This is a genomic window from Bacteroides sp. B1-V-101 (assembly GCF_023656585.1).
GTDB lineage: Bacteria > Bacteroidota > Bacteroidia > Bacteroidales > Bacteroidaceae > Bacteroides > Bacteroides thetaiotaomicron.
This window is the reverse complement of the sequence record NZ_JAMOKH010000021.1, coordinates 55,640-72,836: the sequence shown is the minus strand read 5'-3', so window position 1 is coordinate 72,836 and position 17,197 is coordinate 55,640. Positions and strand designations below refer to the sequence as shown.

Below are 17,197 nucleotides of genomic sequence, written 5' to 3'. Positions count from 1 at the left end.
TGTGTCTTATGTTTAGATTAACGATTCAACCAGGGTTCCGGATTCAACTTTTCTTTCTCTCTGCGTAACTGGAAATGCAGTACCGTTCGTCCGTTATCCGCGCCATCAGAGAATATCTGTCCGATAGACTGCTTCGTACTCACCGTATCGCCGGATTTCACCGAAGCGGAAGACAGATTACAGTAAACGGAAATATAATTACCATGCCGGATGAGGACGTTAAATAGTCCGTTCAACTGGAACACGGCTGCTACCTTACCATCAAAGATGGCACGGGCTTGTGCCCCCGGCTTTCCTTGTATATCAATTCCTTTATTATCCAGCTTCACATTACGGAGTCCTTCAACGGAATACTGTCCATAGCGGCTGGTTATGATATAAGGTCCGGATATAGGCATCGGAAGTTTCCCACGGTTGGCAACAAAGCTACCGGACAGTTCACGATCTGCCTTGCTCATCGTAAAAGCGTCCAATGGCTCCGACTTCGGTTTGGCAGCCGTTCCGGTTTCGGAGGCACCTTTGTCATTTGTATCCGCCTTCTTGCGGGCTGCCGCTTCGCGGCGGGCTTCTTCCGCGGCACGTTTGCGGGCGCGTTCTATTTCTTCTGCAATCAACCGATCGATACGGGCATTCAGTTGATTGGCTTCCCGTCTCTTCTTGTTCACTTCGCTTTGCAGACCTTTCTGTTTCTTTTGCAGATTAGCCACTAGTGTGCGCTTCTCTTTCTCCTGAGCTTCCAGTTTCGCCTTTTCGTTCTCACGTTCTTTCAGCAGTCCCTCTTTGGCGGCTTTCACTTGCTGGCGTTCCGCTTTTTTCTTCCGTATCTGCTCCTGCTTCTTTAATATTTCCTCTCCCTGCAGACGCTGGTAGGTGGCATATTCACGCACATAACGCATACGACGGTACGTTTGTCCCAGGTTCTTGGCGGAGAAGATAAACATCAGTTTCTCTTCAATCGATTTATTCTTATAGAGGTACTGAACAGATGCTTCGTACTTCTTCTTTTTCTCTTTCAGGTCTTTTTCAAGACTGTTCAGTTGCCGGTCCAATGACACTAATTCGCGTTCGATAGTCTCCACATCGTTATTGATCGCAAGGATATATCGTTTCCGTTCTTCAATCTGTCCCGTCAGTGCCGCCAGTCCGTTCAACTGACTGCCTACGTCCTTCTTTGTATTCTGCAAAATCGACTCCGTCTCGGCGATCTGCTTCTGCAGTGCACCGCGCTTACCTTCCAGCTCACGAATCAGCTTGTTCGATTGAGCAGAAAGCGGAATTGCCAGCCAAAGGCTGCTTACCAGAATTACAAAGAGACGTTTTATCATAATAAAGCTACCAGCATTTTCATTAATTCTTCCAAAGAAACCTGACGGTATCTGGAAGTAACTTCTGTCGGAGTGATCGAAAGTTCTTTGGTCGAAAAATCATAGAGTTGTACTTTCGCTTTCTCCAGTTTGGGGATTCCCAAGTCTTTCCCGGATAGTTCAGTCTTTCCTCCGGGTTTAGAAGCGTCAGTCAGCAATTTCTCCAATTGGGAGAACTCTACGTTCTTCGATAATATTTCTTTCAGCTCTTTTTTGGTTGCGCGTACAAACCGCTTGTTCATCCGGTCGACGAATAATACTTCAGTAGGAGTCACCTCGATGCGTGCCAATTCCGTACGGAGAATAGGCATCAGCAAGGAAATCTGTACCCGTTCACGGCTCTTCATCTTCATAGTACCGCCCACTGACATACTTCCGCCTTTACTCGGAATCGTCAGCTGAAGTCTGGAAGCCAGATAGCTGGGAATAGCAGCTTCAGAAGCAGTAACTTCCGGCACCTTTGTCGCCGTCAGACGCTTTGAACTCTTACAACCTACCAATACGACTGCAATCAACAAAAAATAAGCGATTCTCTTCATTCTGCAATGTATTTTTTCTTTTCTATTTTCTGTTTCAATGTTTTCGACTCACTACCCATTTCCAGTGCTTTCTTCCAGTAGGTAAGCGCGCCGTCCACATCTCCGGTCATATAATAGATATCTCCGCAATGTTCTACAATTACATCACTCTCATCACCGCCCTCACTTTTCATGGCGTTATCGATGTAAATGCGAGCTTCCGCATAATTCCCCTTTTCAAAGAGAATCCAGGCATACGTATCCAGATAAGTGGCATTATTTGGCTCAGCCTTTACGGTCTTGTAGCTCATTTCTTCCGCTTTATCCAGATCACGACGCTCTACTGACAGGTAATAGGCATAGTTGTTCAGTGCGCCAATATTGGAAGGGTTGTAGACCAGTGCCGAGTCATAGGCAGCATAAGCCTCCTTCATCTGCTTCTGCGTATGATACATATCCCCCAAAATAGAGTAGAACTCCGAGACGGTTTCTTTCTTACTGTCAGCCGTCGTATGTTCCAGCGCTCTCTTGCAGATGCTTATCACACTATCCGGTTTCTCCGCCTGATTATAGGCAACAGCCAGATAATAATAAAATTCCAGCGCATCCGGAGTCGCTTCAATACCCGGCTCGCAGACTTTGATAATCTGCTTATAATCTTCTTTTTTTACCGCAGCACCGATCAGCATCATACGGGCAGCTTTATTGGTAGGGTCCAGGTCAACCACCTGTTCCAAGACGGGAACCGACTCCGACTCCATCTTCTTGGACAACAGATATTGCGCATAAAGCATCGGAATCTGAGGATCATCCTGTTCCTGCTTCATGATCCGGTCAAACAAAGCGATGATTTGCGTACTGTCCTTATCGGCCTGTTCATTTTCCACAATCATCTGACGCATGACGCCCACTTTGGTATCAGGAGTCACCTTCTTATTCAGCAACAGTGTATCCAACTGCTGTTGGTAGAGTTCTTCCTGCCCTGTCTGTTTATAGTAAGAAGCCATCGAGAAGATAGCCATCGGATTATCGGGTTCCGCCGCCAGCACCTTCTGATAAACGTCATAAGCCTCCTGTTTCTTGCCATTCTGAAGATATACATCCCCCAAGATGACTTGATAACGCATGTCCATCGGATATTCCTGCACCAGACTTTCTATTTCCTGAAATGCTTTCTTGTCATCCTTCATCTGGAGGTAAATACGAAACTTCTCCATGGACAACTGTTCATTCTTACCCATACGCTTTTCCAGACGGTTTAAAGTAGAGATGACTTCATCATACTTTTCTTGTCGGCCATACAGGTCCAAAAGGTTGAAAAGCGGGTCCTGCTTGGCAGGAAAACGTACCACCATCTGTTCCAACAGGGTGACAGCCTTATCCAGTTCGTTCTGCTGTTGATACAAAGATGCCAGTCCCTGACTATACCAGTAGTTATCCGGCGCATTCGCCACAGCCTTTTCCAGCGCCTCTTGCCCTTGCGGCACCTGACGAAGGAACATATAATACTGCGAAACCTCATAAAGCGCAGAAGCCGCATTCGGATGAATATCCAGACAATGCTGCAATAATCCGAAAGCGGACGCATAATCCTTCTTTTCTTTCAGGCGCATAGCTTCCAGAAAGAAATAATCATATTTTCGCTGCTGTTCGGGCGTTAATGAAGACTGCGCCAAAGCGACAGCTGGCTTTTCCCTTGTACTTTTCACCGTTCCGCACGAAACCAATGTCCATACAGCAACCAAAAGCCATATACTATTTTTCTTGTTCATTTTCTCTTTTTATGGTACTTATCCTCGTCCTGTATGTCCGAAGCCCCCTGCTCCGCGTTCTGTTTCATCCAGCACTTCCACTTCCTGCCATACCGCCTGCTCATGTCTGGCGATCACCATCTGGGCGATACGTTCCCCGTCCTCGATCACAAAAGGTTCGGAGGAAAGATTGACCAGAATAATGCAGACTTCTCCACGATAGTCCGCATCAATCGTTCCCGGAGAGTTGAGCACGGTAATACCCTTTTTGATGGCCAGCCCACTACGGGGACGAACCTGAGCTTCAAATCCTTGTGGAAGAGCAATATAGATTCCTGTCGGCACCAGGCAACGCTGCAATGGCGCCAATGTGATAGGTTCAGAAAGATTAGCACGGATATCCATTCCTGCAGATAACTCAGTGGCGTAAGCCGGAAGCGGATGCTTCGATTTATTGATAACTTGAACGTTCATAAATGCACATTTACTATTTAACGGGCGAAAATACACATTTTGAACTGAAAATTAGTTAAGTTTGCAGTTAAATAATGTGGTAACAACCAATTTGCAAATTGTAATCAGCCAAATAGTAAATAAAATGATGAATTGGAAGCAACTAATATCAGCCAAACGCTTCGGAATGGAAGAATTTCACGAAGAACGGCAAGAGAACCGCTCCGAGTTCCAACGGGACTATGACCGCCTCATATTTTCCGCACCGTTCCGCCGCCTGCAGAACAAAACACAGGTATTCCCGCTGCCCGGTAGTATCTTCGTACACAACCGACTGACGCACAGCCTTGAAGTATCTTGCGTAGGACGGTCTTTGGGGAACGATGTAGCCAAAGCAATCCTGGAACGCCAACCGGAACTGGAAAGTTCCTTCCTGCCGGAAATCGGCTCAATCGTATCGGCCGCCTGCCTGGCACATGACTTAGGCAATCCGCCTTTCGGGCATTCCGGCGAACGGGCTATCTCTACGTTCTTTTCAGAAGGGAAAGGACAAAGACTACAGGAAAAGCAGCCGGACGGAGAGCAACTTTCTCCGATGGAATGGGAAGATTTGACACATTTCGAAGGAAATGCGAACGCTTTCCGCATCCTCACTCACCAGTTCGAAGGACGCCGCAGAGGAGGATTCGTTTTAACATATTCAACGCTTGCCTCCATCGTAAAATACCCCTTTTCATCGAGCCTTGCAGGCAAAAAGTCCAAGTTCGGCTTCTTTGTCAGTGAGGAAGAAAGCTACCGCAAAATCGCAACCGAACTGGGACTCATCCAGCTTAGCGAACAGCCGTTAAAGTATGCGCGACACCCGCTAGTGTATCTGGTGGAAGCAGCAGATGACATCTGTTATCAGATGATGGATATCGAAGACGCCCATAAACTAAAGATTATCACTACAGACGAGACCAAGGAGCTGTTGATGGCGTTTTTCTCCGAAGACCGACAATCCCGTCTCCGAAGTACTTTCCAAATAGTCAATGATATCAATGAACAGATAGCCTATCTGCGTTCTTCTGTTATCGGTCTGTTAGTCCGCGAGTGCACCCGCGTCTTTCTGGAACACGAGCAGGAAATACTGGCAGGAACTTTCGAAGGAGCACTCATCAAGCATATCTCCGAAGGTCCGGCAGCCGCTTACAATCATTGTGCGGAAATATCACTGAAAAGAATTTATCGTTCGCAAGATGTACTGGACATCGAGCTGGCAGGCTTCCGCATCATCAGCACTTTGCTGGAATTGATGGTAGATGCCGTCACCTTACCGGGAAAAGAAAAGGCTTACTCCGAGCTTTTAACCAACCGCGTTTCCGACCAATACAATATAAAATCGCCCATACTCTACGAAAGAATACAGGCGGTACTTGATTATATATCTGGAATGACCGATGTCTTCGCGCTCGATCTTTACCGGAAAATTAATGGCAACAGCCTTCCTGCGGTGTAACTACCTTAGGAGTAAACACCCCTTCGCTCTCACAAGGCATTTTCAGCGCATCCGGATGACTTTCTATAAAGGTCTGGATGTGCCGGATTCGCTTGTCTTCAAGGATTTCATCTACAGCAATCAGGATACCGGTCTCTTCCACGTCACCAAACTCATAGTTGATAGCCGTCCCGAACATACGCATGGTAGGACTTAAACTCATATAGGCATTGACCAGCGGCGGGATATTATAACCCAGCTTGCGAATCTCCGTATTCAATATTTTATAATCCTCTTTAAAGGTATCCTTGCAGAACAACGTTCTCAGTTCTTCGTCGGAAGTTTCCAGAATCAGCGGTTCCATCGGTGTAACCAGCTCTTCCCGGTCATTAAAATGCTTCTTGAGGAAGTATAGAATCATGTCGCGTCCACGACGATGATAGCTGGGATACATGGTCACCTTGCCAAAGAAGTACTTCACATTCGGCATCACCACTGTCAGCGCTCCCAATCCGTCCCACAGATTATCCAACGCAAACAGACCTTTACTGCCAGCACGTGTAGACTGATATTCCAGCGTTACAAAAGAGCGTCCCAACTCAATGGTCTGAGGCAGATATTCCTTTATAAACGCATCCGAGAAATGAAACATGTGAGAAGTAGCCAGAATCGGAGCCCCAGCTTCGTCAAAGCGCACATCCGTTCCAAGCAAATACCGGTAACCACCTAATATTTCTTCCGCCTCCGGATTCCATACGATCAACTGCTTATATGGGTGTTCCATCGTGTCGTATTCGTCGATATCCATCGACAGGCCCGTTCCTCCACCCGCAGCACGAAAGGCAATTTCTCTTAAACGACCAATTTCACGCATCACATTAGGTGCATTCTGATGGGTAATAATATAAATCTGATTATTACTTTTATTGGTCATTCGCAAGCGTCTATCTTCCGTCAACTCTGCTTTCAGCAGTTCTTTGCTCACCGGTTTAATAATCTCTTCCATATTCTTGTTATAGTGTTCTATCAGTTACAGTTTATATACAATGTCCTTCACATACTCCGCCCACTGCGCAGGAGTCTTCGATTTATCGAAAGTCTGCCAGGGAATCGGTTTTCCAAAAGTGACAGTAAAGGTTTTGTGGCGGTTCTTAAACATCTCGTCCGCCAGATACAGCATAGCAATATTGAATTTAATACCCAGTGCCTTACAAACATTCGCCAGATTGTAGAAGAAATCAGAGTTTCTGCCACCAAAATGAACGGGAACTACGTCCCGCTTCGCCTGTATGCTTTTTATAATGAATGTCTTCTTCCATTCCAGATCACGGATCACTCCGTTCTGACGCCGCGAGCAAAGTCCCGCAGGAAACATGATCATCTGGTCGTCGGACTGGAACCCGGCTTCCACCATCTTGGGAAAGTCCTTTGCCTGCTTTCCTGTCTTATTGATAGGAACACAAAGTGGGGCCAAACCGCGAAGGTTCATCAGCAGGTCATTCACCAGATACTTTACTTTCCCGTCATAATGGCGCCCCAGCACATAGCCTAGAGCCACTCCATCCTGTCCTCCCAGCGGGTGATTGGACACAAAGGTATACAATCCTTCTTTCGGCAGGTTCTCTATACCTTTCACCTCCACTTTCGCATCAAGGAACTCCATGCATGCTTCAAGGAAATCCACTCCCAGTTTATCTTTCGATTCATTCAGGAACACATTAATCTCGTCCTGATGAACTATTTTCTTCAGATAAGAAACCACAAACTTAGGGATGTACTTATATTGCTTCGGAGCTTTCGTCCGAAGTATCTTATCGACATCGATTAAAAATAAAGAGTCATCAGTCATTCTTTTCAAATAAAAATGATGCCACAAAATTAACGGTTCTTTTTTATTAATCGCAATAATTTGCCAGAAAATGCAGGATTTAAGTTTGCAACTTGAAAAAAGAACACCCAAAAACTATCAAATACCACCTAAAAACTATCCGCGGATAGTTTTTCCCCTAAATTTTGTCGGTTCATACCCTATCTCATTATCAGAAATGCCGTAAACTTGCACCATCGAAAAATACAAACGAATATTCACTTTTTAAAAGCAACGTATATGAAAAGTTTAAGCTTCAGAAAAGATTTAGTAGGAGTACAGGATGAGTTACTCCGCTTCGCATACAAACTGACAACCGACCGCGAAGAAGCAAACGATTTGTTGCAGGAGACATCACTCAAAGCATTAGACAATGAGGATAAATATATGCCCGACACAAATTTCAAAGGATGGATGTATACCATCATGCGCAATATCTTTATCAACAACTACCGTAAAGTAGTTCGCGACCAGACATTCATCGATCAGACCGATAATCTTTATCATCTGAACCTGCCGCAAGACACCGGCTTTGAAAGTACGGAAAGAACGTACGACCTGAAAGAAATGCATCGGGTAGTCAACGCGCTCCCGAAAGAATATAGAGTTCCGTTCGCTATGCACGTTTCCGGCTTCAAGTACCGCGAAATCGCTGAAAAGCTGAACCTCCCGCTGGGCACCGTGAAGAGCCGTATCTTCTTCACCCGCCAGAAATTGCAGGAAGAACTGAAAGACTTTCGCTAAACCTTTAACTATATTATTTATCAATTCCAAGTTAGATATTTTTAGTGCAGATTTTTAATTGTGTTAGTTTAAGGCAGAAGAGTTGCCATACCTTCTGCCTTTTTTACTAATCCCTCCTATATGACACCCGGATGTCGAGCATACTGACACCCGGGTGTTGTACGTCCTGACACCCGGGTGTCATACATACCGAGACCCGGGTGTCGTGCAAACCTCCCTCGCAAAGAAAGAAAGCCTCTCTTTCGATAAAAAAGATTCTTCCTCAATACAAACAAAAAAAGCGCCGCATCTTTCCGTTTTCGCCCACTAATAAAGCATTTCCCAAACCGCATCTTTTTCAAGTAAATAAGCATTTAACAATCGGTTGAAAACTTATCTAAAAGATTTTTATGGAAAATTGTGGGGAATTGTGGGGAATTTCCTACTTTTACGCTCTCTTATTATAATAAGGTAAATGATACGTTTTTTAGGCAATATTGAAGTCAGGGCGGACGCCAAAGGAAGAGTGTTCATCCCCGCTACTTTCAGGAAGCAACTGCAAGCTGCTTCCGAAGAGAGACTTATTATGCGTAAAGACGTATTTCAGGACTGCCTGACACTGTACCCCGAGAGCGTGTGGAACGAGGAGCTGAATGAACTCCGAAGCAGGCTGAACAAATGGAATAGCAAACACCAGCTCATTTTCAGACAGTTTGTGAGTGACGTCGAAGTAGTTACGCCCGACAGCAACGGACGCATACTGATCCCGAAGCGTTACTTACAGATTTGTAATATCCGTGGAGATATACGCTTTATCGGTATCGACAACAAGATAGAGATTTGGGCCAAAGAACGGGCAGAACAACCGTTCATGTCCCCCGAAGAGTTCGGTGCAGCATTAGAAGAGATTATGAACGATGAAAATAGACAAGATGGAGAAAGATGAGTTGACATACCACGTACCCGTACTGCTAAAGGAAAGCGTTGACGGAATGAATATTCATCCGGACGGAACGTATGTAGACGTTACCTTCGGAGGAGCAGGGCATTCGCGCGAGATTCTTTCACGCCTTGGAGAAGGCGGGCGCCTGCTGGGATTCGATCAGGACGAGGATGCCGAACGGAATATCGTCAATGATCCCCACTTCACCTTTGTACGCAGCAACTTCCGCTATTTGCAGAATTTCCTGCGGTATCATGACATCGAACAGGTGGACGCAATCCTCGCCGACCTCGGCGTGTCCTCCCACCATTTCGACGACAGCGAGCGTGGCTTCTCATTCCGTTTTGACGGAGCGCTGGATATGCGCATGAACAAACGTGCAGGACTAACTGCCGCCGACATCGTCAACACATACGAAGAAGAACGGCTCGCAAACATCTTCTATCTGTACGGTGAACTGAAGAACAGCCGCAAACTGGCATCCGCCATCGTAAAAGCCAGAAACGGACAGTCTATCCGGACTATCGGCGAGTTTCTGGAAATCATCAAGCCGCTTTTCGGACGCGAACGGGAGAAGAAAGAACTGGCGAAAGTATTTCAGGCACTCCGCATTGAAGTGAATCAGGAAATGGAAGCACTGAAAGAAATGCTGGCAGCAGCCACCGAAGCGCTCAAACCGGGGGGGCGCCTTGTAGTGATCACGTATCACTCACTGGAAGACCGCATGGTGAAGAATATAATGAAAACAGGAAACGTAGAAGGGAAAGCGGAAACCGACTTCTTTGGAAACCTGCAAACTCCGTTCCGGTTGGTCAACAATAAAGTGATTGTCCCCGATGAAGCGGAGATAGAAAGAAATCCACGGTCGAGAAGTGCCAAATTACGAATCGCAGAGAAGAAATAATCTCAGATATGGAAGAAGAAGCAGTAAACAAAAAAGCAGAAGAGGGCAAAAAGAAAAAACGCACCTCATTGAAAAGTATTCTGGGAGGAGATATCCTCGCCACAGACTTTTTCCGCCGGCAGACGAAGCTGTTGGTGCTGATTATGGTATTCATCATCTTCTACATCCATAACCGCTATGCGAGCCAGCAACAACAGATCGAGATCGACCGGTTGAAAAAAGAATTAATCGACATTAAATACGATGCGTTGACCCGTAGTTCGGAGCTGATGGAGAAAAGCCGTCAGTCACGCATCGAAGAGTATATATCAAACAAGGAAAGTGATTTGCAGACCTCTACCAACCCGCCTTACCTTATTAAATAAGGTGTAAGTGGAGAGTCTTAAAAGAGAATAAGCACTGTGGCAGTAAATAAGAAAAATATAATGACCCGTTACTTCTTTGTCATTCTGATCATGGCACTGATAGGAGTAGCAATTGTCGTCAAGGCAGGCGTGACCATGTTTGCCGAACGACAGTACTGGCAGGATGTAGCCGATCGTTTCGTAAAAGAAAACGTGACGGTGAAACCTAACCGCGGAAACATTATTTCTTCTGACGGTAAACTGATGGCAAGTTCACTGCCTGAATACAGAATCTACATGGACTTTATGTCCGGTGAAAAGGACGAAAAAAGAAGAAAGAAGGATCAGGCACGTCGGGATTCCATCCTCAAAGCCAATATGGATTCGATTTGCATCGGACTGCATAAGATATTCCCCGACAAAAGTGCGGCACAATTCAAGGCACACCTTCAAAAAGGACGTCAGGCCAAAAGCCGTAACTACCTGATCTACCCGAAGCGTATCTCTTATATACAATATAAAGAGGTGAAACGTCTGCCTGTCTTCTGTCTGAACCGCTATAAGGGAGGATTCAAGGAGTTGGCATATAATCAGCGCAAGAAACCTTTCGGCTCATTGGCAGCCCGTACCCTGGGAGATGTATATGCCGATACAGCCCAAGGAGCAAAGAACGGTATAGAACTCGCGTTCGATACGATTCTGAAAGGACGTGACGGGCTAACTCACCGCCAAAAGGTGATGAACAAATACCTGAACATTGTCGATGTCGCCCCGATCGACGGTTGCGACCTGATCACCACCATCGATGTAGGTATGCAGGATATTTGCGAAAAAGCATTGGTAGACAAGCTGAAAGAATTGAACGCCACCGTGGGTGTAGTCGTATTGATGGAAGTTGCAACCGGAGAAGTAAAAGCCATCGTCAATATGACGCAAGGCAGAGACGGTGAATATTATGAAGTACGCAACAATGCAATCAGCGATATGCTCGAACCAGGTTCTACCTTCAAGACAGCCTCTATCATGGTAGCTCTGGAAGACGGAAAAATCACTCCGGACTATATCGTAGACACCGGCAACGGACAAAAGCCGATGCATGGCCGTGTCATGAAAGACCACAACTGGCATCGAGGCGGATACGGCAAACTGACTGTTACCGAGATTTTGGGAGTATCGTCCAATGTCGGAACTTCCAGCATCATCGAGAACTTTTACGGAAGCAACCCGCAGAAGTTTGTGGACGGACTGAAACGGATGAGCATCGACCAGCCACTCCACCTGCAAATATCCGGAGAAGGAAAGCCGAATATTCGTGGTCCGAAAGAACGCTATTTTTCAAAAACGACTTTGCCATGGATGAGCATCGGCTATGAAACGCAGGTTCCACCGATCAATATTCTGACATTCTATAATGCAATAGCCAATAACGGAGTATCCATACGTCCGAAGTTTGTAAAAGCCGCCGTCAGAGACGGAGAAGTGATAAAGGAATATCCGACGGAAATCATCAATCCCAAGATCTGTTCGGACAAGACGCTGGCACAAATACGGGAAATCCTGCGGAAAGTGGTAGGTGAAGGACTTGCCAAACCGGCAGGAAGCAAGCAGTTCCATGTGTCCGGTAAGACCGGAACAGCACAGGTTTCGCAGGGAGCAGCCGGCTACAAGACAGGAAGAACCAATTATCTCGTCAGCTTCTGCGGATACTTCCCATCGGAAGAGCCGAAGTACAGTATGATTGTTTCGATCCAGAAACCCGGTTTGCCCGCTTCGGGAGGTTTGATGGCAGGTAGCGTATTCAGCAAGATCGCAGAAAGAGTGTATGCCAAAGACCTGCGCTTGCCACTCACAAGTGCCATTGATACGAATACGGTAGTCATCCCGAACGTTAAGGCAGGAGAAATGAGGGAAACGCAACGGGTACTGGAAGAACTGAATATAAAGATACAGGGAAAAATCACCGATTCGGGAAAAGAAGTATGGGGAAGCACCCATCCCGCCCCTCAGGCGGTAGTTCTTGAAAGCCGGGGTATCATGCAGAACTTCGTGCCAAGCGTCGTAGGCATGGGAGCGAAAGATGCTGTTTATCTATTGGAAAGCAAAGGATTGAAAGTCAATCTGGTGGGAGTCGGGAAAGTAAAAAGCCAGTCGATAGCCAACGGCAGTGTTGCAAGAAAAGGGCAGACGATTACGCTTACGTTGCATTAAGAATTAAATTAAGTAGGACAGATATGTTATTAAACGAGTTACTGAAAGCAATCCAGCCGGTGCAAGTGACCGGAGATTCAAGGATAGAGATCACCGGAGTCAACATTGACTCCCGTCTGGTAGAAGCCGGACAGCTGTTTATGGCGATGCGCGGCACGCAGACCGATGGTCACGCCTATATCCCCGCTGCCATTCAGAAGGGAGCGACTGCCATCCTCTGCGAAGATATACCGGAGGAACCCGTAGCAGGAATCACTTATATCCAAGTGAAAGACAGCGAAGATGCAGTAGGAAAGATTGCAACGACATTCTACGGTAATCCGACTTCACAATTCGAACTGGTCGGTGTGACGGGAACAAATGGCAAGACAACCATCGCCACCTTATTATATAATACATTCCGCTACTTCGGATATAAAGTGGGATTAATCTCTACTGTCTGCAACTATATCGACGATCAGCCGATTCCGACAGAACATACCACCCCCGACCCTATCACGCTCAACCGTTTGTTGGGGCAAATGGCAGACGAAGGATGCAAGTATGTCTTTATGGAAGTCAGTTCACATTCCATCGCTCAAAAACGTATCAGCGGATTAAAGTTTGCGGGAGGCATCTTTACGAACCTGACGCGCGATCATCTGGATTATCACAAAACGGTAGAGAACTATCTGAAGGCAAAGAAAAAGTTCTTTGACGATATGCCTAAAAACGCTTTCAGCCTCACCAACCTTGACGATAAGAACGGGCTGGTGATGACACAAAATACACGTTCCAAGGTCTACACCTATTCATTAAGAAGCCTCAGCGACTTCAAAGGCCGGGTCATAGAATCCCATTTTGAAGGAATGCTGCTCGATTTCAATAATCATGAGCTGGCCGTTCAGTTTATCGGCAAGTTCAATGCATCCAATCTGTTGGCGGTATTTGGAGCAGCCGTATTATTGGGCAAAAAAGAGGAAGATGTACTTCTTGCGCTCAGTACGCTCCATCCGGTAGCCGGACGTTTCGATGCCATCCGTTCTCCGAAAGGGGTAACGGCCATCGTTGACTATGCACATACTCCGGACGCGTTGGTGAATGTATTGAACGCCATTCATGGAGTACTCGAAGGCAAAGGAAAAGTGATCACCGTAGTAGGTGCCGGCGGCAACCGCGATAAGGGGAAACGCCCCATCATGGCAAAGGAAGCAGCGAAAGCCAGTGACCGGGTGATTATCACATCGGACAATCCGCGTTTTGAAGAGCCACAGGAGATTATCAACGATATGCTTGCCGGACTGGATGCGGAAGATATGAAAAAAACGCTCAGCATCGCCGACCGGAAAGAAGCGATCCGCACGGCTTGCATGCTTGCAGAAAAAGGAGACGTGATACTCGTTGCCGGAAAAGGGCACGAAAACTATCAGGAAATCAAAGGAGTGAAACACCACTTTGACGACAAGGAAGTTTTGAAGGAAATATTTAATTGACAACATATTATTATTTGCAATAGACAGCATCTTATCAAGCGTGGGGCAACAATGAGAAACTGTAAATTGCAGGCTATAAATTGTAAATAGAAAAGAGATGTTATACTATCTGTTTGAATGGCTGCACAAGCTTAATTTTCCCGGAGCGGGAATGTTCGGTTACACCTCATTCCGTGCTTTGATGGCTGTTATCCTCGCATTGCTTATATCGAGTATATGGGGAGACAAATTCATCAATCTGCTTAAAAAGAAGCAAATCACGGAAACACAGCGTGACGCCAAGACCGACCCGTTCGGTGTCAACAAAGTAGGCGTACCAAGCATGGGAGGTGTCATCATCATTGTAGCCATCCTTATACCTTGCCTGCTATTGGGTAAGCTGGATAATATATACATGATATTGATGCTGATCACCACTGTATGGCTGGGATCACTCGGTTTTGCCGACGACTATATCAAAATATTCAAGAAAGACAAGGAAGGCTTGCACGGTAAGTTCAAAATCATCGGTCAGGTGGGTCTGGGGCTGATTGTAGGCTTAACCCTGTATCTGAGTCCGGATGTAGTTATCCGCGAGAACATCGAGGTTCATACACCGGGACAGGAAATGGAAGTGATTCACGGAACCAATGATTTAAAATCTACCCAAACCACTATTCCTTTCTTTAAAAGTAACAACTTAGATTATGCCGACCTCGTGGGCTTTATGGGCGAACATGCACAGACAGCCGGATGGTTCCTGTTCGTGATCATTACGATCTTCGTTGTAACCGCCGTTTCGAACGGGGCTAACCTGAATGACGGCATGGACGGTATGGCAGCCGGAAACTCCGCCATTATCGGTGCCACGCTGGGAATACTGGCGTACGTATCGTCACACATCGAATTTGCCAGCTATCTGAATATCATGTACATTCCGGGATCGGAAGAACTGGTAATCTACATTTGTGCCTTTATCGGTGCATTGATCGGTTTCTTATGGTACAACGCCTATCCGGCACAAGTATTCATGGGAGACACAGGCAGCCTGACTATCGGTGGTATCATTGCCGTATTTGCCATTATCATCCACAAAGAATTGCTGATACCGATTCTCTGCGGTGTATTTCTGGTAGAGAATCTGTCAGTCATACTGCAACGCTTCTACTATAAGATAGGTAAGCGGAAGGGAGTAAAACAGCGGTTGTTCAAACGAACTCCGATACACGATCATTTCCGTACTTCGATGAGTCTGGTAGAACCGGGATGTACGGTGAAGTTCACGAAGCCCGACCAGCTATTTCACGAATCAAAGATTACCGTCCGTTTCTGGATTGTAACGATTGTACTGGCAGCGATAACGATTATTACATTAAAGATAAGATGAGAACAAACAGACTGCAAACGATAAAGTCAAAAGTAACTCCAATTGGGACTGACTAAAAGTCAGTAGTATCTCAAATCTCCTCCTTCGGGAAGGAGGAGTACCCGTAGGGGGAGGTGGTAGGTGAATGCGTAATCATGTCATTTACAAAAAAATAGGAATAAACATTATTTCTCCTACCACCTCGGTCTTCGACCACTCCTCCTTCCAGAAGGAGGAGAATAGAGATACTACCGACTTTGGGATCATCCCCAATGGAGATAGAGCCGACTTTTTAGTCAACCTCTACCCGAGGGAGAGGGAGCCGAGAATACTGATTGACCAATGCAGGATATTTGTAACATTAATATAGTTGAGAGTATTAACCCGATTATTAACTTTAAAAAGATGTGCGCAGCCGACGAGCGAAAAAGAAAAGATGAAAAGGAAGAGAGAAGAGTCTGCCTGTCGGAAAACAAAAGCACATTATTGTAAATGAAAAGAATTGTAATTTTAGGAGCCGGTGAAAGCGGCGCTGGTGCAGCCGTACTCGCCAAAGTAAAAGGATTTGAAACATTTGTTTCGGATATGTCCGCTATCAAGGATAAGTATAAGGACCTTCTGGACAGCCACCATATTGCCTGGGAGGAAGGACATCATACCGAAGAACTCATTCTGAATGCCGATGAGGTGATTAAAAGCCCCGGTATCCCGAATGACGCCCCGCTGATCCTGAAACTGAAAGCCCAAGGTACACCGGTTATCTCCGAAATCGAGTTTGCCGGACGCTATACCGATGCAAAAATGATCTGTATCACCGGTTCCAACGGAAAGACAACGACTACTTCCCTGATCTACCACATCTTTAAGAGTGCAGATCTGAATGTAGGACTGGCCGGAAATATCGGCAAGAGCCTGGCTTTGCAAGTAGCCGAAGAGCATCATGACTATTATATCATCGAACTCAGCTCTTTCCAACTGGACAATATGTATAACTTCCGTGCCAATATTGCCGTACTGATGAATATCACTCCGGACCATCTGGACCGATACGACCATTGTATGCAGAACTACATCGATGCCAAATTCCGTATTACGCAGAACCAGACAACGGACGACGCTTTCATCTTCTGGAACGATGACCCGATCATCAAACAGGAACTGGCAAAGCACGGTCTGAAAGCTCATCTGTATCCTTTCGCAGCCGTGAAGGAAGACGGAGCCATCGCATACGTAGAAGATCACGAAGTGAAGATTACCGAGCCCATCGCCTTCAACATGGAACAGGAGGAATTGGCACTGACCGGACAGCACAATCTTTACAACTCGCTGGCTGCCGGTATCTCGGCAAACCTGGCAGGTATCACTAAAGAAAATATCCGCAAGGCGCTCTCCGACTTCAAGGGAGTGGAACATCGCCTGGAGAAAGTAGCGCGCGTACGCGGTATCGACTTCATCAACGACTCAAAAGCGACCAATGTCAACTCTTGCTGGTATGCCCTGCAAAGCATGACCACCAAGACAGTACTGATACTGGGCGGCAAAGACAAAGGCAACGACTATACGGAAATAGAAGACCTGGTACGTGAAAAGTGCTCGGCACTGGTTTATCTGGGACTGCACAACGAAAAGCTGCACGCCTTTTTCGACCGTTTCGGACTGCCCGTAGCCGATGTGCAGACCGGAATGAAGGATGCAGTAGAAGCAGCCTATAAACTGGCAAAGAAAGGAGAAACCGTATTGTTAAGCCCCTGCTGCGCCTCATTCGACCTCTTCAAGAGTTACGAAGACCGCGGCGATCAGTTTAAGAAATATGTAAGAGAATTATAAA

15 protein-coding genes are annotated in these 17,197 nt (G+C 46.2%); 9 read left to right on the top strand and 6 right to left on the bottom strand.

The annotated features are described in order from the left end of the window. Window positions 1-17: 17 nt before the first annotated feature. Genes NBH01_RS16055 through dut form a run of 4 tightly spaced genes read right to left on the bottom strand, consistent with a single transcriptional unit; the run spans window position 18 to window position 4,107 of the window. The gene (locus NBH01_RS16055) at window positions 18-1,325 is read right to left on the bottom strand and encodes a murein hydrolase activator EnvC family protein (RefSeq protein WP_225719298.1); all 1,308 of its coding nucleotides are present in this window, start codon (window positions 1,323-1,325) and stop codon (window positions 18-20) included. After that, entirely contained in the window at window positions 1,322-1,903 is a 582-nt protein-coding gene (lolB1, locus tag NBH01_RS16050; RefSeq protein ID WP_225719297.1) for a lipoprotein insertase outer membrane protein LolB1, read from the bottom strand. The genes NBH01_RS16055 and lolB1 overlap by 4 nt, the downstream gene beginning before the upstream one ends. Then, on the bottom strand, window positions 1,900-3,654 hold the full coding sequence (locus NBH01_RS16045) for a tetratricopeptide repeat protein (RefSeq protein ID WP_225719296.1): 1,755 nt from the start codon (window positions 3,652-3,654) through the stop codon (window positions 1,900-1,902). The genes lolB1 and NBH01_RS16045 overlap by 4 nt, the downstream gene beginning before the upstream one ends. 18 nt (window positions 3,655-3,672) lie before the next feature. Next, entirely contained in the window at window positions 3,673-4,107 is a 435-nt protein-coding gene (gene dut / locus NBH01_RS16040) for a dUTP diphosphatase (RefSeq protein WP_008767650.1), read from the bottom strand. A 124-nt stretch (window positions 4,108-4,231) separates the two neighbouring features. On the opposite strand from dut, the gene NBH01_RS16035 reads away from it, so the two are divergent. Next, window positions 4,232-5,584 (top strand): deoxyguanosinetriphosphate triphosphohydrolase, encoded by a 1,353-nt coding sequence (locus NBH01_RS16035; RefSeq protein ID WP_225719295.1) that lies wholly within the window; start codon window positions 4,232-4,234, stop codon window positions 5,582-5,584. Here the strand turns inward: NBH01_RS16035 and glsB are convergent. Both glsB and glsA read right to left on the bottom strand, forming a co-directional pair. Continuing rightward, window positions 5,556-6,569, bottom strand: coding sequence for a glycine N(alpha)-acyltransferase GlsB (gene glsB / locus NBH01_RS16030; protein ID WP_008763724.1), 1,014 nt, complete (start codon window positions 6,567-6,569; stop codon window positions 5,556-5,558). The genes NBH01_RS16035 and glsB overlap by 29 nt on opposite strands. A gap of 24 nt (window positions 6,570-6,593) precedes the next feature. Continuing rightward, entirely contained in the window at window positions 6,594-7,412 is an 819-nt protein-coding gene (glsA, locus tag NBH01_RS16025; RefSeq protein WP_011108841.1) for a lyso-glycine lipid O-acyltransferase GlsA, read from the bottom strand. A gap of 258 nt (window positions 7,413-7,670) precedes the next feature. On the opposite strand from glsA, the gene NBH01_RS16020 reads away from it, so the two are divergent. From NBH01_RS16020 to murD, 8 genes are all read left to right on the top strand, one after another. Continuing rightward, window positions 7,671-8,174 carry an RNA polymerase sigma factor gene (locus tag NBH01_RS16020; protein WP_008763722.1) on the top strand — a complete coding sequence of 168 codons (504 nt, stop codon included), beginning with the start codon at window positions 7,671-7,673 and terminating at the stop codon, window positions 8,172-8,174. Window positions 8,175-8,628: 454 nt separating this feature from the next. After that, window positions 8,629-9,099, top strand: a complete 471-nt coding sequence (gene mraZ, locus NBH01_RS16015) for a division/cell wall cluster transcriptional repressor MraZ (protein WP_008763721.1) — start codon at window positions 8,629-8,631, stop codon at window positions 9,097-9,099. Continuing rightward, the gene (rsmH, locus tag NBH01_RS16010) at window positions 9,086-10,000 is read left to right on the top strand and encodes a 16S rRNA (cytosine(1402)-N(4))-methyltransferase RsmH (protein WP_008763720.1); all 915 of its coding nucleotides are present in this window, start codon (window positions 9,086-9,088) and stop codon (window positions 9,998-10,000) included. Before mraZ ends, rsmH begins: the two co-directional genes overlap by 14 nt. Window positions 10,001-10,008: 8 nt before the next feature. After that, window positions 10,009-10,365 carry an FtsL-like putative cell division protein gene (locus NBH01_RS16005; protein WP_008763719.1) on the top strand — a complete coding sequence of 119 codons (357 nt, stop codon included), beginning with the start codon at window positions 10,009-10,011 and terminating at the stop codon, window positions 10,363-10,365. A 60-nt stretch (window positions 10,366-10,425) separates the two neighbouring features. Continuing rightward, complete coding sequence (locus NBH01_RS16000) at window positions 10,426-12,552, top strand: PASTA domain-containing penicillin-binding protein (protein WP_011108840.1); 2,127 nt, start codon at window positions 10,426-10,428, stop codon at window positions 12,550-12,552. Window positions 12,553-12,575: 23 nt separating this feature from the next. After that, complete coding sequence (locus NBH01_RS15995; RefSeq protein ID WP_011108839.1) at window positions 12,576-14,024, top strand: UDP-N-acetylmuramoyl-L-alanyl-D-glutamate--2,6-diaminopimelate ligase; 1,449 nt, start codon at window positions 12,576-12,578, stop codon at window positions 14,022-14,024. Window positions 14,025-14,121: 97 nt separating this feature from the next. Next, entirely contained in the window at window positions 14,122-15,390 is a 1,269-nt protein-coding gene (mraY, locus tag NBH01_RS15990) for a phospho-N-acetylmuramoyl-pentapeptide-transferase (RefSeq protein ID WP_008763716.1), read from the top strand. A 471-nt stretch (window positions 15,391-15,861) separates the two neighbouring features. Beyond that, window positions 15,862-17,196, top strand: coding sequence for a UDP-N-acetylmuramoyl-L-alanine--D-glutamate ligase (gene murD, locus NBH01_RS15985; protein WP_008763714.1), 1,335 nt, complete (start codon window positions 15,862-15,864; stop codon window positions 17,194-17,196). Window position 17,197: the final 1 nt, after the last annotated feature.